Origin of the sequence: Carnobacterium sp. ISL-102 (assembly GCF_018612935.1) — a bacterium.
Classification (GTDB): Bacteria; Bacillota; Bacilli; order Lactobacillales; family Carnobacteriaceae; genus Carnobacterium_B; species Carnobacterium_B alterfunditum.
Genome location: NZ_JAGGRF010000012.1, coordinates 22,908 through 42,135, shown reverse-complemented (window position 1 = coordinate 42,135; position 19,228 = coordinate 22,908). Strand labels below are relative to the sequence as shown.

Sequence of the window (19,228 nt, the reverse complement as noted above, 5' to 3'; positions counted from 1 at the left end):
GCCGAACACAGAAGTTAAGCTTCTTAGCGCCGATGGTAGTGAAGGGTTTCCCTTTGTGAGAGTAGGACGTTGCCACGCAGATTCAATTGTTTTTTTTTATGGAGGTTTAGCTCAGCTGGGAGAGCATCTGCCTTACAAGCAGAGGGTCGGCGGTTCGATCCCGTCAACCTCCACCATGAGTCATTAGCTCAGTTGGTAGAGCATCTGACTTTTAATCAGAGGGTCGCAGGTTCGAATCCTGCATGACTCATAGCTAATCATGCAAATATGTTTAGTTATGCCATGTTTTTGCGGGTGTGGCGGAATTGGCAGACGCACTAGATTTAGGATCTAGCGTCGTAAGACGTGGGGGTTCAAGTCCCTTCACCCGCACTGTTTTTATTGAAGGACTGAAGTATTACTTTAGCCGGCTTAGCTCAGTTGGTAGAGCATCTGATTTGTAATCAGAGGGTCGAGGGTTCAACTCCTTTAGCCGGCATTCTTTTGCGAAAGTAGTTCAGTGGTAGAACATCACCTTGCCAAGGTGGGGGTCGCGGGTTCGAATCCCGTCTTTCGCTTACTAGGTTGACTAGTAAGCTCATTCGTAAAAAGAATAAGCTGTTCTAATGCCGGGGTGGCGGAACAGGTAGACGCACAGGACTTAAAATCCTGCGGTGAGTGATCACCGTGCCGGTTCGATTCCGGCCCTCGGCACCATACGCACCCATAGCTCAATTGGATAGAGTACTTGACTACGAATCAAGGGGTTAGAGGTTCAAGTCCTCTTGGGTGCATTTCATTTAAAAAAGAATGAGGAATCATGAACGGGAAGTAGCTCAGCTTGGTAGAGCACTTGGTTTGGGACCAAGGGGTCGCAGGTTCGAATCCTGTCTTCCCGATAAATAATTATAAAAAGGTGCTTTCTCTTAATTTAGAGAAAGCACCTTTTTTTGTTCGTTTTATACTGTTAAGTAATATCGGCTGTATAATTTTTAGTGTTGATAAATTAATCCTTCCAAATTTCTAGAGTAATAGGGTCGCTTGTAGCCGTGTAAAGGATGCTCTGGCAGAATACATGAGACAGCCTAGGAAGTACTACAAAATGGTGTCGCCACATCCATACGCTAAAAGATACGACTACTATTTACCTTTTTAAATTAGCATACAAAACAATTTTTTTAAGTCAGTTGATGATTTGAAAATAAGGTTTTTTTTTTATAAAAATATTTTTTTGAAGTATTTATCCTTTGTTTATTGAGGAATAGAGCCAATTTAGAAGTTGTTTAAATGGAAATGAGTAGAGTTACTTTTCAAATCCTCTTATTTCTCGTATAATGAAAGTCAGGATTAGTCAAGAATACTTTCTGGTTCTCGCTAGAAGTATCCTCCGCTATTGATTTAGTTTATGTTATTGATAAACTAAATGATTAAGTCTAGTGTTGGGACGATAAGAAAAGGAGTGTTACTAAAAAAACACCGTTGCAATGTAGTAAAGATAAAGCTATTATCTTTACTATACACTGAAATGTTTTAGTAACAGATAGCTCATGCACAATCAAAACATGTCAGATATCATTGAAGCTTATTTAAAGAAAGTGTTAGGTCAAGATGAACGAGTCGAAATTAGGCGTAGTGAAATGGCAAATCGATTTAATTGTGTTCCTTCCCAAATAAATTATGTTATAAACACCCGTTTTACTGTGCAACAAGGTTATTTAGTTGAAAGTAAGCGTGGTGGTGGAGGGTATATACGTATTATTAAAGTAAAATTGATAGATGAAGCTGAAATGTTGGATATGATGATCGATATTGTTGGAAATAAAATTACCCAAAAAAATGCTTGTTCTATTATAGAGAGATTATTTGAAACTGAAATGTTGACTAAGCGAGAAGCTAACATCATATTATCTGTGATGGAAAAATCACTCTTGAATGCTAATGGAATGATTGAAAATGAATTAAGAGCTAGATTATTAGTAGCTTTTTTAAATAATTTAAAATATGAGTAAAGAATAAAACCGGAGGCGAAATATAGATGGATGAATTATTTTCTGAAAAAGCAAGAATGGTTTTAATCATGGCGCAAGAAGAAGCAAAGGGATTTCGTCATCATTCTGTAGGAACTGAGCACTTACTTTTAGGCTTGATTATGGAACAGGATGGAATTGCCGGAAAAACGTTAAGACAATTTTCTGTTACAGAAATTGATATCCGAGAAGAAATCGAACACTTTACGGGTTACGGAACAATGAAATACCTTTCTAAAAATGCTATTCTTCCTTATTCTCCAAGAGCTAAACAGGCTATAACATTTGCTACAGATGAAGCAAGACGTATGGGTTCAGCACTTGTGGGTACAGAGCATTTATTATTAGGGCTGTTGCGCGAAGAGGATATTTTATCATCTAAAATTTTAAGTAATCTCGATATTAATTTAAATAAAGCCCGTCAAATCGTGTTGAAAAAAATCGGTTTGAGCGATGTAACGAATAGTAAAGGTAGAAAGGCAAAACCAGCTGCTAAACAAGTCGCAGGTACACCTACTTTAGATTCTTTAGCTCGCGACTTAACATCCGTGGCAAGAGAAGGAAAATTAGATCCAGTAGTTGGGCGTCATAAAGAAATCCAACGTATTATCCAAGTTTTGAGCCGCAGAACGAAAAATAATCCTGTTTTGGTAGGAGAACCCGGTGTAGGTAAAACAGCCATTGCAGAAGGATTAGCACAAAAAATCAATGACGGTGAAGTTCCAGCTGCATTAGCAAATAAACGATTGATGATGCTTGATATGGGTTCGTTGGTAGCAGGTACAAAATATCGTGGTGAATTCGAAGAACGAATGAAAAAAATTATAGACGAGATTTACCAAGATGGCGAAGTTATCTTATTCATAGATGAGTTGCATACTCTAATTGGTGCTGGTGGAGCAGAGGGTGCGATCGATGCGTCTAATATCTTGAAACCTGCATTAGCGCGTGGTGAACTACAGACCATAGGAGCAACAACACTAGATGAATACCAAAAATATATTGAAAAGGATGCTGCTTTAGAAAGACGATTTTCACCGATCCATGTCGATCCTCCTTCTGAAGAAGAAGCAGAAGAAATTTTATTAGGTTTACGTTCTCGTTATGAGGATCATCATGGTGTCAAAATTACAGATGAAGCTGTACACGCTGCAGTTAAACTCTCATCTCGTTATATTACATCAAGACAGTTGCCGGATAAAGCTATTGATTTGATAGATGAATCTGCTTCTAAAGTACGTTTAGATGTTTCAGGTAAACCTTCTCCAGTTGCAGCTGCAGTTGCAGAATTGGAGGCTTTGATACAGACCAAAGAAGAAGCAATACAGTTACAAGACTTTGAGAAAGCTGCTAGAATTCGTATGAAAGAAATGAAACAACGCAAAAAAATTGAAAATTTGCTGCAAAAACAAGAAGGAAAAGCTTCGTTAAAATCATTGCAGGTAACGGAAAGAGATATTGCAGAAGTAGTCTCTCTTTGGACGAGTATTCCCGTTCAACAGATGGAGCAAAAAGAATCTGACCGATTAATGAATTTAGAAAAAATATTGCATAAACGAGTGATTGGACAAGAACAAGCAGTTGAATCAGTTTCTAGAGCAATTAGACGATCTAGGAGTGGGTTGAAAGATCCAAATCGCCCAATTGGTTCATTTATGTTCTTAGGGCCTACAGGTGTCGGAAAAACAGAGCTAGCTAAGGCACTTGCTGAAGCCATGTTTGGCAATGAAGAAGCATTAGTACGGGTGGATATGTCTGAATTTATGGAAAAATACAGCACGAGTCGTTTGATTGGTTCACCTCCGGGATATGTAGGATATGATGAAGGTGGTCAATTGACTGAAAAAATTCGTCAAAAACCATATTCTGTTATTCTATTCGATGAAGTTGAAAAAGCCCATCCAGACGTTTTTAATATTTTATTACAAGTTCTTGATGATGGTCATTTAACAGATGCTAAAGGTCGGAAAGTCGATTTTAAAAATACGGTCATGATTATGACATCTAACTTGGGAGCAACAGCTCTAAGAGATGAAAAATCGGTAGGATTTAGTACAAAAAACAATAAAAAGGATCATTCAGCAATGGAAAAACGGATACTGGAAGAAATGAAAAAGACGTTTAAACCAGAATTTATTAACCGTATTGATGATTCTATCGTATTCCATTCTCTAGAAAAAGCAGAATTAACACAAATTGTAAAATTAATGGCACAAACCATTATTAAAAGATTAAAAGATATGGATATTGATGTTAAAATTACGCAAGCAGCTATTGATGTCATTGCTAAAGCTGGTTATGACCCTGAGTATGGTGCACGTCCGATACGTCGTGCACTTCAAAAAGAGGTTGAAGATCGATTAAGCGAAGAATTATTAAGCGGACGGGTCAAAATTGGTGATCATGTTACAATTGGTGCCTCAAAGGGGACTATCCGTATTACTGTGACAGATTTAAAGAAAATAACTGAAAAAGCATTGACTGTAAGTGAGAATAACTGATTTAATTGCTCTGAGATAATAAAATGTTTACTATCTTTATAAGATAATAAAATGTTTACTATCTTTATAAGATAGTAAACGTTTTTATTCGTATTTTAAATTTCTTTCTGCTATGATAAAACAAAAGAAATAATGGAAGGAAAGTGACTATTCATGAAAAATTCAACAAAATCTTTACTAGTAGGAGTTGGAACGGTCTTTGCAGTGGGGGCAATTATAGTTTCAACTTCAAGCATGGCAATGGAAAAATTAGAGTCTAAAATGAATCGTAAAAGAGCAAGATATTTTGTGAAAGAAAAATTAAAAGGCAACGAAAAGGCAATGAGTGTTGTAGATGATTTATCCGATACGGAAGTGGCTAATTTATTGAGTGTCGTTGATAAAGTTTCTGACTTGAAAGGCAACGTAAGTTCATATGGGAATCATCTGAAAGAGACTACAAATGATTTTAGAGATGCTTTTATGGATAAAAAGCATGATTTACATCATGAACTGAAACATCATAAAAAAGATTTGAAACATAAATTAAAAAAATAAATTAGTTTAAAGCTAATAGTGAGCAAAAAATCGACCGTTAAATTTCTATTTAACGGTCGATTTTTTTAAATTGTTATTAAATAACAAAGAAGTAGATCGTTTCTATCTTTTAATGAAAAACCGAATTCTTCAAAAAATCGATCTAACCGATACTGTAATGTATTTCGGTGAATATAAAGATATTTAGCTGCCAGGCTTATGTTTCCTTGATTCAGCCATATTGCTGTGATCAGCTCCTTTATTTCAGGGTGAGAAGCTAAATCTTTTTTTAATTGTTGGATAATGGGACTTTTTGATAGAGCTTCTGAAGCATAGTAATTCAGTGCAACATCAGACAAGGAAAAAACCTGTTTGCTTTTTTGTAATTGATTTAAAAAAATAGTTTGCTCCTCTTTAAAAAATTGCTTGAAGTCTAAAGAAAGAGGCCAATATTGGCCAATATAGCCACTCGTTTTTGTTGAAAAATCGTCATCTAAAGTCTGTAAGATCCCAATCGTCTCCTCTTGAGCTGCTGAAAAACCTGAATAACGGTGGATCAAAAGTCCGTAATGATCATCAATAAAGAATGCTTCTTGTACATCTTTAAAAAAGCTTTTAAATGAGCTAAGCCATAATTTTTTATCAAAACGAGTGTCTTTTTTTGTGATATCAAATTGTACAACTCGGTAGATACCTTTTTCAATGGGAAGGGAAGGGGTATCCTCTATTAAAAATTGATACCATTTTGATTGCGGAGTTTCTAAATTTTGCATGGTGATATCTTGATTAAAAATCAGATAAAGTAATTTTTTTTCTGAGACTGTCAGCTGATTTTCATCAAAATTGATCCATTTATTTTGGTAAGGAAACGTTAAAAAAGCTTGATCATTTTTTGAAACATCTGTTAAAAAAGCAGATGGATAAATAGATTTAAATTGATTGAAATTCATAAGAGCACTCCTTTAAATGAAAACCGATACAATTAGTTTGTATTCTTATTCTATCATTTTTAACATAAGTTTGTAGGTAAATTATGCTATGATAAAGAAAAGAGTATGCGAAGGAATGGGCAGATGTTAACTATTGAAGAAAAAACGTATTTTATGCAAGAAGCGATCAAAGAAGCTCACAAAGCAAAATCAAAATTAGAGGTCCCTATAGGTGCAGTAGTTGTGCTAAATGGGGACATTATTGGTCGTGGGCATAACATAAGAGAAGAATCAAATGATGCAACAACTCATGCGGAGATGTTGGCTATTCAAGAAGCTAATCGAAATTTGAAAAATTGGCGTTTAGAGGACGCTCAATTATTTGTAACATTAGAACCTTGCCCTATGTGCAGTGGTGCGATGATTTTATCTCGTATCAAAGAACTTTATTACGGAGCAAGTGATCCTAAAGGTGGCACAGCAGGTACATTGATGAATTTGCTTGATGATAATCGTTTTAACCACCAAGTACAAACTGAAAAAGGTCTTTTGGAAGAAGAATGTAGTCAATTATTAAGTGATTTTTTCCGAGAATTGAGAAAACGTAAAAAAGAAGAAAAAATGCAAAGAAAAGCAAAACTAACTAAAGAAGACGACAGCCAAGTATAATACGAGGTTGCCGTCTTTTTTTATTTTCCGATACACGCATGCATTTACTGTTGCATCATAGCTTGATCTTTATCGATAACTGCTTGTACAGCCTTTGTAATAGAAGAGACAAAGCCAGTATCTTCTAATGTTAAAACACCTTCAACAGTTGTTCCTCCTGGAGAAGAAACCTGATCGATTAAATTCCATGGTGTTTCACTGCTATCCAATACTAATTTTCCACTTCCAAGTACAGCCTGGGCAGCAATTTTTGTTGCTGTTTCTTTAGACATACCATTTTTAACAGCAGCTCTTGCCAAGGAATCAATAAATAAAAAGACAAATGCTGGTGAACTTCCAGCAAGTGCTGTAAATGTGCTAAAGTCTTTTTCAGGCAATTCGATAGCTTCTCCAACAGCTTTAAACATATTCAAAACGAATGCTTTTTGTTCAGGAGTTGCATAGTTATTTCCGCAAATAGCAGTCATCCCTTCTCCAATCTGTGAATTCAGATTAGGCATCACTCGAATTATTGGTGTGTCATTGTTATCATTCAATAGCTCCGACAGTTTTTGAATGGTCGTTCCGGCTGCAATCGAGACAACTACTGGTCGATGAATAGCGAGTTCAGCTTTAATTTCTGTTAAAATAGCTGGAAAAACATTTGGTTTAGCTGCGAGAATTAAAATATCGACCTTTTCTACCAGTTCTTTATTAGATGAACAAGCATGCGTTCCAGTTTCTGCGGTGAAAATTGCTAATTTTTCTGGAGTTGTATTGTGTACATAAATATCTTGGTTGGATGTATGCCCATTTTGTATAATACCTTTAATAATGGCATTAGCCATGTTCCCAATACCGATGAATCCTACTTTCATAGTTAACACTCCTAAATTTTTTATTTTAGAGGTTCATCTTACCATAACTCCAAAAAAGTAGGTTTAATAATTTACTTTAGTTGATTTTAGAAGGCAATCAATTTCTAAAATCATAAAAAATTAAATTGGATAATGATAAGGATATTAAAAAGAGTTGCACGTATTTAAAAAAACAGGTATACTTCAAAACGTAACTGTTACGTTTTGCGAACGTATGAAAGTTTAGGCAAAAGTTCATATTTTTATTAACTGGAGGATGAAAAATCATGAAATCAACTAAATCAATAGCCGTGGGTTTAACCCTAATTAGTGCAGCAGCAATACTAGCTAGTTGTGTAACGGATGAACAAGCTAGTAACTCATCAGAAAATACTAATAAAGAAGATAAATTAAAAGTAGTGACTACTTTTTATCCAATGTATGATTTCACAAGAAATGTGACCCAGGATTCTGCTGAGGTGTCTTTGTTGTTGCCAGCTGGAACAGATGTGCATAGTTTTGAACCTAGTGCAAAAGAGGTCGCTGAAATTCAAGAAGCGGATGTTTTTATTTACAATAGCGAAGAAATGGAAACGTGGGTCCCAGCGGTACTCGACACGATTGATCTAGAACAGGTGCAAGTTATTGATGCTGGTGAAGGCATCTCGCTTATTGAAAATGAATCAACCGAAGAGCATGAAGAGCATGAATATGAGGCTGATGTGGAAGAAGAACACCTGCATGCATTCGATCCTCATATTTGGTTAGATCCTGTATTTGCTCAAGAAGAAGTGACAACTATAAAAGAGGGGCTGATTATTGCTGATCCAGAAAATCAAGAAAGCTACGAAGCAAATGCTGTTTCCTATAATCAAGAGTTGGAAGCATTAAATCAGGAATATCAAACTACTTTTAAAGATGCAAAAAATCGAACATTCGTTACACAACACACAGCTTTTGGGTATTTAGCAAAACGGTATGATTTGATTCAAGTTTCAATAGCTGGGTTAACAACAGAAGAAGAACCGAGTCCAGCTAAATTAGCTGAGCTATCAGAAATTATCAAAGAAGAAAAAATTGAATATATTTATTTTGAAGACAATGCTTCTTCCAAAATCGCTGAAACATTGGCAAATGAGGTCGGAGTTGAATTAGCTTTGTTGAGTCCACTAGCGGGAGTCAGTCAAGAAGATCAGGAAGATGGGATAGACTATATTGAAGTCATGAAAAAAAACTTGGACTCTTTAAAGAAAAGTATTCGTTAGGTTGTAATAAGTACTTTCGGTTAGATCCGGCAGTTTATTAGCTATCTTTTATCAAATAAAGTAAGATAAAGATAAAACATAAGTCATTGGGAATGGAAGAGAAGTGACGATATGGAGGTAGCTAAATGTTTGAAAAAATAAAAAATCCAATTCTTTTTCAAGGAAATTTAAATAAAAAAAATTACTTTGAAGGTTGGTATTTTAAGCAAGTATCATTCGATGAAAAGACCAGTATCAGTTTTATTCCAGGGGTAAATTTATTCAGCGGAGATGAGCATAGTTTTGTCCAGTATATCTACATGAATTTAAATGAACGAAATGAAAAAACGACAAAGACGGGTTACATTCGTTACCGGTTAGACGAATTTAGTTATCAAAATGAACCATTTCTAGTTCAAATTGGGCAAAATATTTTTACGGAATCATTTATCTCCGTGCGACTTAAAGATGAGCAGTTTATGATCCAAGGGAAATTAGGCTTAGGAACTTTCCAAAGTATAAAAAAACCCCTTTTAGCTCCTTCGATCATGGGAGGATTTGCATATGTTCCAAAGATGGAGTGTTACCATGGTGTGATCAGCATGAACCATCGTTTACAAGGGAGCTTAACAATCAACAATAAAGACATTGAATTTACAAATGGTAAAGGGTATATCGAAAAAGATTGGGGCACTTCTTTTCCGAAAGAGTATATTTGGATCCATTCAAATCATTTCAAAGATCCCAGTACTAGTCTGTTTTTATCAGTTGCACATATCCCATTTCACGTAAAAACCTTTAAAGGGTTTATTTGTAATCTAATAGTGAATGACAAAGAGTATCGCTTTGCAACCTATAACAATAGTAAAGTAAGCATATTGGATCAAACAAAAGATTCAGTAACGATTGTTTTTACAAATAAAGAAGCAGAACTAACGGTTAAAGGACTGATTACATGTTCTGGTGAACTTATCGCTCCTGAAAATGGAAGTATGAATAAGGCTATTAAAGAAGGTTTATCAGGAGAAGTCACTATTTTATTGAAAGATAAGAAGCAGAATAAGGTGTACCAAGATACAGGTAATTTAATAGGTATCGAAATAGTTTAAGCCTAGTTTAAAGAGGTGAAAAAATGGAGAATAATGAACAGGAAATAATTTATGGCTCTTTTAAATATGACTTAGGCAGACTTTATATCGCAGCAACCGATAAAGGACTTTGTTTTGTGAGTTCGCTAAATGAGCCGCTGAGTGAACTTGAAGTGTGGATGACAAAGGCGTACCCAAAAGCAGTTTTGGTGGAGGATATGGCTAAATTACAGCAGTACCATCAACAAATTCTAGAGTATTTTAATGGGACTAGAATGACGTTTACTTTTCCATTAGATATTAATGGGACTTTATTTCAACAAAAGGTTTGGAATGTTTTGAATGATATTCCGTATGGGGAAACAAGATATTATGGTGAAATTGCAGCAGAAATTGGACAGCCCAACTCTTTTCGGGCTGTTGGTACAGCAATCGGAAGAAATCCCGTATTGATCGTAGTTCCTTGCCATCGTGTTATCCATAAGAATGGTAAGTTAGCGGGTTATCGAGGAAAGTTAGAGATGAAAGAAAAATTGTTAAATTTAGAAAAATATACAAGAGCAACAGGTCTTGCGAATAATTAAGTAAGCTTCTAAATGTAGATAGGCCATACATGCTGATGTATGGTCTATTTATATGTCTAATAAGGACTTGAAAAAGACTTGCTAAAATGAAGGTCATGCCTTATTATACTATATATAGATTCCAAACAGTTTTGTTAACTACATATGGTGTTTGAAAGAAATGAATAGGATGGTGATCAAGAATGTTAAAAACCAATAATGATTTTTGTGAAAAATTGAACAATGATAAATTGAAAGTGTTAAAAAGAGATGGCAGAGAAGTTGAATTTAAAGAAGAAAAAATCTTCGAGGCCTTATTGAAAGCTCAGCGTTCATTGACAAACCAAACAGACGAAAAAAACATTCAGGAGTTAAAAGACATCGTTGAAGAAGTCAAAGAAGAAATAGCGAGCCGATTTATCGACAATATTAAAATCTATGAGATTCAAAGTATCGTCGAACACACTGTGATAGACGCACATAAACATGAATTGGCTGAAGCTTACTTGGTTTATAGGACCCGTCGTGATCTGGAAAGAAGTCAGTCAACAGATATCAATCATGGTATCCATCATCTGCTGCTCAAAGAACAGACAGTTGTAAACGAAAATGCGAATAAAGACAGTAATATTTTTAATACACAAAGAGATCTGACTGCGGGGATAGTTGCTAAATCGATAGGTCTTAAACTGTTGCCGAAACATGTAGCTAATGCTCATCAAAAAGGAGATATTCATTACCATGATTTAGATTATCAACCGTATTCACCAATGACAAATTGTTGCCTGATCGATTTCAAAAGTATGTTTAGTGAAGGATTTAAGATAGGAAATGCTGAAGTAGAAAGCCCACGTTCGATCCAAACAGCAGCTGCGCAAATGGCTCAAATTATTGCCAATGTTGCTTCCAGCCAGTATGGCGGATGTAGTGCCGATCGAATCGATGAAGTATTGGCTCCTTATAGTCGATTAAATTATCAGAAACATTTAAAAACAGCGAAAGAATGGATCTCAGGAGAAGAAAAGCAGCAGCAGTATGCAAAAGAAAAAACTAAAAAAGATATTTATGATGCGATGCAAAGTTTAGAATATGAAATCAATACGCTTTATTCATCACAAGGGCAAACACCATTCACAACATTAGGATTTGGATTAGGAACAGATTGGTTTGAACGAGAGATTCAACAGTCTATTTTGCAAGTACGAATCAATGGATTGGGAAAAGAGAAGAGAACGGCTATTTTTCCAAAACTCGTCTTTTCATTGAAGCGAGGGGTCAATTTAAATCCAGAAGATAAAAATTACGATTTGAAAAAATTAGCGCTCACTTGTTCGACGAAAAGAATGTATCCTGATGTCTTGATGTACGATAAACTTGTCTCATTAACCGGCAGCTTTAAAGCTCCAATGGGGTGTCGCTCTTTCTTGCAAGGTTGGAAAGATGAAGATGGAAATGAAGTGAACGCTGGAAGAATGAATTTAGGTGTCGTTACTATGAATTTGCCGCGCATAGCTTTAGAGTCTAAAGGAGACCAAACGGTATTTTGGAAAATACTTGAGGAACGGTTATCGGTTTGCCGAGATGCGTTAGTTTACCGGGTTCAAAGAACAAAAGAAGCTACACCCGAAAATGCTCCTATATTGTATCAGTATGGAGCTTTTGGAAAGCGGATTAAAAAGGAAGCTCTTGTGGATGACCTATTTAAAGGCAAACGTGCCACAGTATCTTTAGGGTATATCGGATTATACGAAACAGCAACAGTGTTTTTTGGACCTGAATGGGAGAAAAATGAAGAAGCTAAACAATTTACAATAGATATCCTTAAAGAAATGAAGCAGCACACAGATCAGTGGGGAGAAGAACAAGGCTACCATTTTAGTGTGTATTCAACCCCAAGTGAAAGTCTAACCGATCGGTTTTGTCGCTTAGATACGAAAAAATTTGGCGTAATAGATAATATTACAGATAAAGAGTATTACATGAACAGTTTCCACTATGATGTTCGTAAAAAACCGACACCATTTGAAAAAATAGAATTTGAAAAAGATTATCCGGAATATACTTCTGGTGGATTCATTCATTATTGTGAGTATCCAAATATGCAACAGAATCCAAAAGCATTGGAAGCTGTGTGGGATTTTGCCTATGACCGTATCGGATACCTTGGGACCAATACACCAATCGATCATTGCTATGACTGCGGATTCGATGGAGATTTTGATCCGACCGAAAGAGGATTTAAGTGCCCTGAATGCGGCAATACTGATCCAGAAACGTGTGATGTTGTAAAAAGAACCTGCGGCTATTTAGGTAACCCTCAAGCTAGACCAATGGTTCATGGAAGACACAAAGAAATTTTAGCCCGTGTCAAACATATGCCAAAGGATGAGGAAGTTAAAAAATGAGAAACCCTAAACCAAAAGAGTGGCTGGCTAAGGACTATAGCCAAAGCCGGATCGCCGATTATAAACCGTTTAATTTTGTTGATGGAGAAGGAGTAAGATGCAGCCTTTATATGAGCGGGTGTTTATTTGCATGCAAAGGCTGTTACAATAAAATCGCTCAAAATTTTGCTTACGGATTTGAGTATACGACTAAACTAGAAGACTCAATCATAGAAGATTTACGGCATCCTTATGTTCAAGGTTTGACCCTCTTAGGAGGCGAGCCGTTTTTAAATACGCAAGTAGCTATCCCATTAGCCAAAAGAATCCGTTCTGAATATGGGTATACAAAAGATATCTGGTCATGGACCGGATATACTTGGCAAGAATTGATGCAAGAATCTGAGGATAAATTGGAATTGCTTTCCTTGTTGGATGTTGTCGTAGATGGTCGGTTTGAACTAGCTAAAAAGGATTTAACGTTACAGTTTCGCGGCAGTTCAAATCAACGAATCATTGATGTGCAAGCGTCATTGAAACAAAAAGAAGTTATTTTATGGGAAAATCAGTTTAGCTAAATTAGAAGAGCGGCCAATCGTTTTCTTTTGGGTTCTACAACAAATGGTGTGGATGTTTCAAAAAAATTTATTCTGGAATGGACGGGTTTGCTTGTGGAGAGCCAAGGGAACGCCTGAAGCCTAAAAGAATGTCTTCCGGCTTTCAAGCTTCAAACACAACGTAATCGCTGAAGCGCCAACGTTGTGTAATTCTCATTGAATCCTCTACATGGCTACAAGCAACCCTATTCCTCCATAAATTTTGGGTAAGTAATGCCATTAGATTAAGTCTATCAACACCAAAAATTATACAGCCTTCTTTTGGAGACAAGTAGCATGAAATAACTAAAATATGCTACACTACAGTTAGTTAAAGGAGCGGATAGCAATGGATGGAAAATCAAGAGTAAACATTAAGATCGATTCATTAGTCGATATTGTTTTGAAAAAAGACCAACGAACCAGTAAGTTAACTAGAGGCCATGTGAAACGGATTTTAACTAATAGCGCGCAGCATCCGCATGGTATTAAAGTGATGTTGAAAGAAGGAGACCAAGTTGGTCGTGTACAAAAAATCTTAACAGATGATAAATAAGAAAATATGAAGTTCAAACTAAACTAAAAAGAGAAATCAAATGATGTGAAAACATCTTTGATCTCTCTTTTTAGTTAGTAGAAACTACAATCAGTATTAGCTTAATTAGGTAATCGGAGCACAAAAGGCTGTAAGCGAGAAGCAATCAGAAAAGCAAAACCGGCCTTGATGATATCTCCTGGAATAAATAATAAGAAGCCGGTTTTTAGAATAAGGCTGTTGCTCATTGTCAGATCCATGTAGCCACGTACTATAAAAATCATATAAGGCAACCCGAATAAATAAAAGATACTTGAGCCAATGAGCATCGCTCCTATAGCAGTTTTCAGGGTGAATGATCGACTTTCTAAGAACCAAGCCATAAGATAAGCACCAACAATGAAGCCAATCACAAATCCAAAACTAGGGCTTAAAAAAGATTGAAACCCTTTGAAAATCAAAATCAAGAATAAATGCAAACTTTGTGCAAGAAAAGCAGCTCTCTTTCGCAAAATAAGACCAGTCAATAAGACAAACAGTGTTTGCAATGTAAAGGGAACAGGGCCTAACGGTAAGCTGATAAAACTGCCGATATAAGTTAAAGCAGCCATGAGACTGCAAAGCGTCAGTTCTCGTGTAGTTAATTTTGACATAATAGTCTCCTTTTAAATTGAACAAGTAATCATTCAAATGGTTTTTTCATAATGATCTCGCCATAAGACAACGTACGTTGGTGACCGTCAGATAGCCGGACTACCAGTCCTCCTTTGGAATCGATATCGATCGGAACAGCTTCAAATTGTTGATTGCGTTCTTTGAACGTAATTTTTTTCCCCAACACAAAACAGCGTTTTTTATATTCTGCTAAAAAAGAACGTTCTTCGATCGCTTGGTAGATGGTATAGAACTGGTTCGCAATTTCAGCTATTAGGAGGTTACGATCAAAACTAGCCTTTTCTGTAGAAGATGTAAGAAAGCCGGCAATAGCTTCTAGTTCAGTGGGGAAACCGGCTGAAGGTTCTTTGACATTCAAACCTATCCCAACAATTAAGGTCTCTACTTTACCACTTTCAAAATCAGATACCGCCTCTGTTAAAATGCCGCAAATTTTTGTATCGCCAAGATAAATATCATTTACCCATTTAATTTGCGGTTTCTTAGTGGTCAATTTTTCAATAGCCAAACAAACAGCTACAGCAGTGGCTGTGGTAACTAAAGCAGCATCAGCCATATTTAAATTAGGTTTGAGATAAAAACTCATATAAATACCCGTTTGACTAGGAGAATAAAAAGATTTACCTAATCGTCCGCGCCCTTTAGTCTGTTCTTCAGACAGAACGATTCCCTGCCTTATAGGATCTTTTGATGAAAGTCTTCGAGCTTCATCATTTGTAGAGTCGATTGTTTTAAAAGTATGCATAGAAAGGTCTTGCAGAGCAGCCAATAGGGATGGTCTAATGGTTTCGGCAGAAATGACATCTGATTTCGCAGAAAGTCGGTACCCTTTATTGGTTACAGCTTCAATAATATACCCTTCTTTTTGTAGTGTTTTGATGCCTTTCCAGATAGATGTTCTTGAAAGGCCTAGAATATCTGCTAATGTTTGACCGGAAATACTCTGTCCTTTTTGTTGTTCTAATACAGAAAGAATGCGTAATTTTGTAGACATAAGTTCACCTCGGTTTTAGTATAATCGGTTCTTTTTTTATTGTCAACTACATTTTTTTAAAAAGGTAACAATCGAAGTAAGAAGCTGTAAATTAGGGGGGAACGTTAGGAATAACGCTTGTTTAATCAATATAAAAGTAGTAATATTAGAACATTCTACAAAAAAAGTCATAGAAGAATCAAAGGAGAATAAAGATGCCTGTAATGGAATTAAAGCAAGTAAATAAATCATATAAGGTCAATGGTGGAGAAACCTTTCAAGCTTTGAAAGATGTTAATTTGTCTTTTGAAAAGGGAGAATTGATTTCTATTATTGGGGAATCGGGCAGTGGAAAATCGACACTGATGAACTTGATTGGTGGATTAGACTCAGATTTTCAAGGTGAAATTCTTGTCAATGGTGAAAATATTAGAGATTATTCTGAAAAGAGTTTAGTTCAATACCATAAGGAAAAAGTAGGGTTTGTATTTCAAAGTTTCAATCTTATTTCTCATTTGTCTGTTTTAGATAATGTAACATTAGCAATGACGTTATCGAATGTTTCGAAAGCAGACCGTGAAAAAAGAGCAAAGGAAATTTTGGATGTAGTAGGCTTGAAAGACCATGTGTATAAGAAACCTGACGCTATTTCAGGTGGTCAGAAGCAACGCGTTGCTATCGCACGTGCACTAGTAAATGATCCTGATATCATTATCGCAGATGAGCCCACAGGAGCTTTGGATTCAGAAACATCGAACCAAGTTTTAGAAATGATCAAAGAAATTGCTGAAAATGGCAAACTAGTCATTATGGTCACTCATTCTGAAAAAGTAGCTGCCTATTCTAGTCGAGTTGTGACAATCGATGACGGCCGAGTAATCGATGATCAAGCTGGAAATGCATTGATCGTTAAAGAAAATAAATACAAAACCGAGAAACCCAACCGCAATAAAAATTTAAGTTTGCTAGGTTCTATGAAGTTAGCACTTTTAAATATGAAAGAAAAGTTATCACGAAATATTTTGATAGCCTTAGGTGGAAGTGTAGGGATCATGAGTGTTATTTTGATGTTGTCTCTAGGTAGTGGGGTAAATGCTTACTTAACGGATACTATGAATAGCCAAGTGAATCCATTAGTCAGCGAAGTTCACATGCCAGATGAAGCAACAGGCAACGAAACAGAGATAAACAAATTGCAAAAACAAAACCCGTTGTTAGGCTTATCTAGCGCAGCTTCGTTTGAAACTGAGAATACTGAAGAATTAGCAGGGATCGAGCATGTAGAGTCTGTTGAAGAAGGCTTTACTAATTTCTCAGTTGGATCAAGCAAAGCTTCTTTTGAAGAAAATACGGCTCAATTCATGAGTATAACAACTGTTTCTTCAATGATCACTAGTGCGGATATTTTAGAAGGTGAATTGCCTAACGAAGGTGAAGTCGTGATCACGGAGAACTTGGCCGATACTTTAGGCGATGATCTAGTAGGAAAAGACATTCAAATAGAAACCTTGATCAATGAAGAACTGCTTGATTTAACGATGACGGTCAGCGGTATTTATGGTTCTGAAGGTGGAATGGACACCGTATACTTGAGTTATGAGAATTTGGAAAATGCTTTAGAAGAAGCAGGTGGAGAACTAGCACCTAATATCGTTTACTTGGTTTCTGATGATGCAGATGCGACTGAGTCTATAAAAGCTGAAGTTGAAAAATTGGAGTACAAAGGTTCATCGACAGAAGCATTGGCAGATACGTTTAGCCAAATGTTAGATATATTTACTTATGTACTAGCCGGAGTTGCTGGGATCTCGCTAATTGTTTCGGCCATTATGATCTTGACTGTCTTATACATCAGTGTCGTGGAACGGACAAAAGAAATTGGAGTGATCAAAGCAATAGGTGGACGTAAAAAAGATATCCGCCGTATCTTTGTATCCGAATCATTCTTGATCGGTTTATTCAGCGGTCTGTTTGGCGTAGGAATTGCTTGGGGGCTATCATTAGCCGCCAATGCAGCAAGTACGCATTATTTTGATGTTGATATTATCATTTTAACACCAACGTATGCCATTGCTGGGATCGTTTTGAGTATCATCATTAGCATGGTGGCTGGTCTAATGCCAGCATCTAAAGCTGCAAAACTAGATCCAGTAGAATCATTAAGAAGAGATTAATAAAGTGAACTATATTTTTGCTAAAGAATAAAACCTAACGTATAACTGTTTATAAGCAGTTATACGTTAGGTTTATTTGTTTATCTTATTTGTCAGTGGTATAGACTCTGGGAACTCTAGCTCCAATCAAGCAAGCCACTTCATAATTGATCGTACCCATTTGTTTCGCCACTTCGCCAATAGAGATACAGTTAGTTGATGGATCTCCGAAAAGAACGATTTCTTCACTAAGATTAAAAGCAACAGAATCAATTTCAGTAAGATCTACCATTGTCTGGTCCATACATACGCGTCCGACAATAGGCGCTTTATGGCCGTTTAATGTTACGTGACCCTTATTCGATAGTGCACGTGAAAAGCCGTCTGCGTAGCCTACTGGAATTGTTGCAATAATTGAATCTTTTGTAGTTGTATAAGTTCGTCCATAGCTGATACTTTGTCCAGCCGGAACTTCTTTGATTAAAAAAGGTTTTGTTTTAAAGGTCATAACTGGTTTCAACTCTATTTTATCGCGTAAGTGTTCTTCAGGGTATAAGCCATAAATACCGATACCAACTCGAACCATATCTAAATGCATCTCAGGAAAAGCAATCGTTGCAGCAGTGTTGCAGCAGTGCTTGAGAGGAATCACATAGCCTTCTTTTTGAATAGAAGAAACAATTTCCATAAAGTGGTTAAATTGATCGTAAACAAATGTAGAATGAATAGCATCTGCATCTGCAAAATGAGTGAAAATGCCTTCCAATATCAAGTAGTCTGATGTAACGGATGCAATGATTTGCAAAGCTTCATCTGCCGTTCGTACTCCAATGCGATTCATCCCGCTATCTACTTTTAGATGAATCCGGCAGACTTTCATTTTTTCTTCTGCTCGTTTTTGAATGCTTGCTACAGCTTCTTTAGAGTAAATCGTCAATGTGATATCGTTGTCGATAGCTGCTTCAATCGTTTCCGTGTCGAGACTATTATAGCCAAAAACTAGAATTGGAATGGAGAATCCAGCTTTTCGTAAAACAAGCGCTTCATCTAAAAAAGCAACGGCCAGATAGGTTGCACCAGCATCAATGGCTGTTTGGGCAACCTCTTTTGAACCATGGCCATACGCATCAGCTTTTACAACTGCCATTAAAGCCGTCTCTGGTGGGATCATTTTTTTAAAGCTTTTTATATTGTGTTCTAAGTTATCTAAAGCTATCTCTACCCATGTTTCTCTAAAACTTTCTCTTTTCATATCATTCACTTCCTAAAGTTAGCTAGCATATTTTAAACAATGATACCACTTAATAGCAAAAAAATGAATGATTAACAAATGCTTTATAGCAAAGTAGGTAATGATTTTAAAATTCATATAGGCTTGAATAAGGCATAAAATGATTTGATCAAAGATAGATAAATCGAATTTTTAAAATCTGTAGCGGTAGAATAGAAAAAATACAATGCAGTTATTAGTCGTTGGTTGTGCTATTTTAGGAAGCAGCCTACTGCAAGGGGAAAAGTGTTACCATAGAAGTTAGCTGTTTTAAGTGAAAATAAATGGTA

The 19,228-nt window shown here is 36.2% G+C and carries 16 protein-coding genes, 8 tRNA genes and 1 rRNA gene; 20 read left to right on the top strand and 5 right to left on the bottom strand.

Annotation, left to right across the window (positions count from 1 at the left end; genetic code table 11):
- From rrf to J7E16_RS07040, 12 genes are all read left to right on the top strand, one after another.
- Nucleotides 1–78, top strand: a 5S ribosomal RNA gene (rrf, locus tag J7E16_RS11625); the annotation flags it as partial.
- Between the two features lie 22 nt (nucleotides 79–100).
- A tRNA-Val gene (locus tag J7E16_RS07090) sits at nucleotides 101–176 on the top strand.
- Nucleotide 177: 1 nt separating this feature from the next.
- Nucleotides 178–250 (top strand) — tRNA-Lys (locus J7E16_RS07085).
- Between the two features lie 40 nt (nucleotides 251–290).
- Nucleotides 291–372 (top strand) — tRNA-Leu (locus J7E16_RS07080).
- A gap of 33 nt (nucleotides 373–405) precedes the next feature.
- Nucleotides 406–478 (top strand) — tRNA-Thr (locus J7E16_RS07075).
- Between the two features lie 7 nt (nucleotides 479–485).
- Nucleotides 486–557: transfer RNA gene (locus tag J7E16_RS07070), tRNA-Gly, on the top strand.
- 50 nt (nucleotides 558–607) lie between these two features.
- Nucleotides 608–696: transfer RNA gene (locus J7E16_RS07065), tRNA-Leu, on the top strand.
- Nucleotides 697–699: 3 nt separating this feature from the next.
- Nucleotides 700–773 (top strand) — tRNA-Arg (locus J7E16_RS07060).
- 31 nt (nucleotides 774–804) lie between these two features.
- Nucleotides 805–878, top strand: a tRNA-Pro gene (locus J7E16_RS07055).
- Nucleotides 879–1,526: 648 nt separating this feature from the next.
- Nucleotides 1,527–1,988, top strand: coding sequence for a CtsR family transcriptional regulator (locus J7E16_RS07050; protein WP_214890321.1), 462 nt, complete (start codon nucleotides 1,527–1,529; stop codon nucleotides 1,986–1,988).
- A gap of 26 nt (nucleotides 1,989–2,014) precedes the next feature.
- Nucleotides 2,015–4,507, top strand: coding sequence for an ATP-dependent Clp protease ATP-binding subunit (locus tag J7E16_RS07045; RefSeq protein WP_214890320.1), 2,493 nt, complete (start codon nucleotides 2,015–2,017; stop codon nucleotides 4,505–4,507).
- A gap of 153 nt (nucleotides 4,508–4,660) precedes the next feature.
- Nucleotides 4,661–5,044, top strand: a complete 384-nt coding sequence (locus J7E16_RS07040) for a hypothetical protein (protein ID WP_214890318.1) — start codon at nucleotides 4,661–4,663, stop codon at nucleotides 5,042–5,044.
- Nucleotides 5,045–5,109: 65 nt separating this feature from the next.
- On the opposite strand, the gene J7E16_RS07035 is transcribed toward J7E16_RS07040, so the two are convergent.
- The gene (locus J7E16_RS07035) at nucleotides 5,110–5,973 is read right to left on the bottom strand and encodes a helix-turn-helix domain-containing protein (RefSeq protein ID WP_214890317.1); all 864 of its coding nucleotides are present in this window, start codon (nucleotides 5,971–5,973) and stop codon (nucleotides 5,110–5,112) included.
- A gap of 105 nt (nucleotides 5,974–6,078) precedes the next feature.
- Here J7E16_RS07035 and tadA point away from each other — a divergent pair, with 105 nt between their 5' ends.
- A complete protein-coding gene (tadA, locus tag J7E16_RS07030) occupies nucleotides 6,079–6,621 on the top strand; it encodes a tRNA adenosine(34) deaminase TadA (protein WP_502756792.1) in 543 nt (180 codons plus the stop codon).
- Nucleotides 6,622–6,665: 44 nt separating this feature from the next.
- Here tadA and proC read toward each other — a convergent pair whose 3' ends face one another.
- Nucleotides 6,666–7,478, bottom strand: coding sequence for a pyrroline-5-carboxylate reductase (proC, locus tag J7E16_RS07025; protein ID WP_214890311.1), 813 nt, complete (start codon nucleotides 7,476–7,478; stop codon nucleotides 6,666–6,668).
- 263 nt (nucleotides 7,479–7,741) lie between these two features.
- On the opposite strand from proC, the gene J7E16_RS07020 reads away from it, so the two are divergent.
- The 6 genes from J7E16_RS07020 (at nucleotide 7,742) to J7E16_RS06995 (ending at nucleotide 13,888) form a co-directional block, all read left to right on the top strand.
- On the top strand, nucleotides 7,742–8,722 hold the full coding sequence (locus tag J7E16_RS07020) for a metal ABC transporter substrate-binding protein (RefSeq protein WP_214890327.1): 981 nt from the start codon (nucleotides 7,742–7,744) through the stop codon (nucleotides 8,720–8,722).
- A 125-nt stretch (nucleotides 8,723–8,847) separates the two neighbouring features.
- Nucleotides 8,848–9,810, top strand: a complete 963-nt coding sequence (locus J7E16_RS07015) for a tocopherol cyclase family protein (RefSeq protein WP_214890309.1) — start codon at nucleotides 8,848–8,850, stop codon at nucleotides 9,808–9,810.
- Nucleotides 9,811–9,833: 23 nt separating this feature from the next.
- Nucleotides 9,834–10,373, top strand: a complete 540-nt coding sequence (locus J7E16_RS07010) for a methylated-DNA--[protein]-cysteine S-methyltransferase (RefSeq protein WP_214890307.1) — start codon at nucleotides 9,834–9,836, stop codon at nucleotides 10,371–10,373.
- A 182-nt stretch (nucleotides 10,374–10,555) separates the two neighbouring features.
- Complete coding sequence (gene nrdD / locus J7E16_RS07005) at nucleotides 10,556–12,757, top strand: anaerobic ribonucleoside-triphosphate reductase (RefSeq protein ID WP_214890305.1); 2,202 nt, start codon at nucleotides 10,556–10,558, stop codon at nucleotides 12,755–12,757.
- The gene (nrdG, locus tag J7E16_RS07000; RefSeq protein WP_034547274.1) at nucleotides 12,754–13,314 is read left to right on the top strand and encodes an anaerobic ribonucleoside-triphosphate reductase activating protein; all 561 of its coding nucleotides are present in this window, start codon (nucleotides 12,754–12,756) and stop codon (nucleotides 13,312–13,314) included. The genes nrdD and nrdG overlap by 4 nt, the downstream gene beginning before the upstream one ends.
- Nucleotides 13,315–13,681: 367 nt before the next feature.
- A complete protein-coding gene (locus J7E16_RS06995; protein WP_034547276.1) occupies nucleotides 13,682–13,888 on the top strand; it encodes a YwbE family protein in 207 nt (68 codons plus the stop codon).
- Nucleotides 13,889–13,989: 101 nt separating this feature from the next.
- Here J7E16_RS06995 and J7E16_RS06990 read toward each other — a convergent pair whose 3' ends face one another.
- Both J7E16_RS06990 and J7E16_RS06985 read right to left on the bottom strand, forming a co-directional pair.
- Complete coding sequence (locus tag J7E16_RS06990; protein WP_251006109.1) at nucleotides 13,990–14,520, bottom strand: biotin transporter BioY; 531 nt, start codon at nucleotides 14,518–14,520, stop codon at nucleotides 13,990–13,992.
- A gap of 29 nt (nucleotides 14,521–14,549) precedes the next feature.
- The gene (locus J7E16_RS06985; RefSeq protein WP_214890304.1) at nucleotides 14,550–15,536 is read right to left on the bottom strand and encodes a biotin--[acetyl-CoA-carboxylase] ligase; all 987 of its coding nucleotides are present in this window, start codon (nucleotides 15,534–15,536) and stop codon (nucleotides 14,550–14,552) included.
- 194 nt (nucleotides 15,537–15,730) lie between these two features.
- Here J7E16_RS06985 and J7E16_RS06980 point away from each other — a divergent pair, with 194 nt between their 5' ends.
- Nucleotides 15,731–17,689 (top strand): ABC transporter ATP-binding protein/permease, encoded by a 1,959-nt coding sequence (locus J7E16_RS06980; RefSeq protein ID WP_214890303.1) that lies wholly within the window; start codon nucleotides 15,731–15,733, stop codon nucleotides 17,687–17,689.
- A gap of 85 nt (nucleotides 17,690–17,774) precedes the next feature.
- Here J7E16_RS06980 and alr read toward each other — a convergent pair whose 3' ends face one another.
- Complete coding sequence (alr, locus tag J7E16_RS06975; protein ID WP_214890299.1) at nucleotides 17,775–18,920, bottom strand: alanine racemase; 1,146 nt, start codon at nucleotides 18,918–18,920, stop codon at nucleotides 17,775–17,777.
- Between the last annotated feature and the right edge of the window lie 308 nt (nucleotides 18,921–19,228).

Coding starts and splice junctions, on each gene's coding strand:
- alr (WP_214890299.1), bottom strand. CDS start 18,920: ATGAAAAGAGAAAGTTTTAGAGAAACATGGGTAGAGATAGCTTTAGAT.
- J7E16_RS07035 (WP_214890317.1), bottom strand. CDS start 5,973: ATGAATTTCAATCAATTTAAATCTATTTATCCATCTGCTTTTTTAACA.
- J7E16_RS07015 (WP_214890309.1), top strand. CDS start 8,848: ATGTTTGAAAAAATAAAAAATCCAATTCTTTTTCAAGGAAATTTAAAT.
- J7E16_RS06990 (WP_251006109.1), bottom strand. CDS start 14,520: ATGTCAAAATTAACTACACGAGAACTGACGCTTTGCAGTCTCATGGCT.
- J7E16_RS07045 (WP_214890320.1), top strand. CDS start 2,015: ATGGATGAATTATTTTCTGAAAAAGCAAGAATGGTTTTAATCATGGCG.
- nrdG (WP_034547274.1), top strand. CDS start 12,754: ATGAGAAACCCTAAACCAAAAGAGTGGCTGGCTAAGGACTATAGCCAA.
- nrdD (WP_214890305.1), top strand. CDS start 10,556: ATGTTAAAAACCAATAATGATTTTTGTGAAAAATTGAACAATGATAAA.
- proC (WP_214890311.1), bottom strand. CDS start 7,478: ATGAAAGTAGGATTCATCGGTATTGGGAACATGGCTAATGCCATTATT.
- J7E16_RS07040 (WP_214890318.1), top strand. CDS start 4,661: ATGAAAAATTCAACAAAATCTTTACTAGTAGGAGTTGGAACGGTCTTT.
- J7E16_RS07050 (WP_214890321.1), top strand. CDS start 1,527: ATGCACAATCAAAACATGTCAGATATCATTGAAGCTTATTTAAAGAAA.
- tadA (WP_502756792.1), top strand. CDS start 6,079: ATGCGAAGGAATGGGCAGATGTTAACTATTGAAGAAAAAACGTATTTT.
- J7E16_RS06985 (WP_214890304.1), bottom strand. CDS start 15,536: ATGTCTACAAAATTACGCATTCTTTCTGTATTAGAACAACAAAAAGGA.
- J7E16_RS06980 (WP_214890303.1), top strand. CDS start 15,731: ATGCCTGTAATGGAATTAAAGCAAGTAAATAAATCATATAAGGTCAAT.
- J7E16_RS07010 (WP_214890307.1), top strand. CDS start 9,834: ATGGAGAATAATGAACAGGAAATAATTTATGGCTCTTTTAAATATGAC.
- J7E16_RS06995 (WP_034547276.1), top strand. CDS start 13,682: ATGGATGGAAAATCAAGAGTAAACATTAAGATCGATTCATTAGTCGAT.